This is a genomic window from Aeromonas sp. QDB11 (genome assembly GCF_027705265.1).
Lineage (GTDB): Bacteria > Pseudomonadota > Gammaproteobacteria > Enterobacterales > Aeromonadaceae > Aeromonas > Aeromonas allosaccharophila.
The window spans coordinates 1-659 of the sequence record NZ_JAPDBM010000224.1 but is presented as its reverse complement, the minus strand read 5'-3'; the positions used below and the strand labels follow the sequence as shown (position 1 = coordinate 659).

Here is a 659-nt window from a genome sequence, read left to right as displayed (position 1 = left end):
TCAAAAAGGATCTTCACCTAGATCCTTTTAAATTAAAAATGAAGTTTTAAATCAATCTAAAGTATATATGAGTAAACTTGGTCTGACAGTTACCAATGCTTAATCAGTGAGGCACCTATCTCAGCGATCTGTCTATTTCGTTCATCCATAGTTGCCTGACTCCCCGTCGTGTAGATAACTACGATACGGGAGGGCTTACCATCTGGCCCCAGTGCTGCAATGATACCGCGAGACCCACGCTCACCGGCTCCAGATTTATCAGCAATAAACCAGCCAGCCGGAAGGGCCGAGCGCAGAAGTGGTCCTGTAACTTTATCCGCCTCCATCCAGTCTATTAATTGTTGCCGGGAAGCTAGAGTAAGTAGTTCGCCAGTTAATAGTTTGCGCAACGTTGTTGCCATTGCTGCAGGCATCGTGGTGTCACGCTCGTCGTTTGGTATGGCTTCATTCAGCTCCGGTTCCCAACGATCAAGGCGAGTTACATGATCCCCCATGTTGTGCAAAAAAGCGGTTAGCTCCTTCGGTCCTCCGATCGTTGTCAGAAGTAAGTTGGCCGCAGTGTTATCACTCATGGTTATGGCAGCACTGCATAATTCTCTTACTGTCATGCCATCCGTAAGATGCTTTTCTGTGACTGGTGAGTACTCAACCAAGTCATT

General features: G+C 46.9%; 1 protein-coding gene. It reads right to left on the bottom strand.

Translation table 11 applies throughout. The features are described 5' to 3' along the window. Positions 1–89 precede the first annotated feature (89 nt). On the bottom strand, positions 90–659 hold a 570-nt coding region (gene bla / locus OKC40_RS22785; protein WP_045893848.1), incomplete at its 5' end, for a class A beta-lactamase.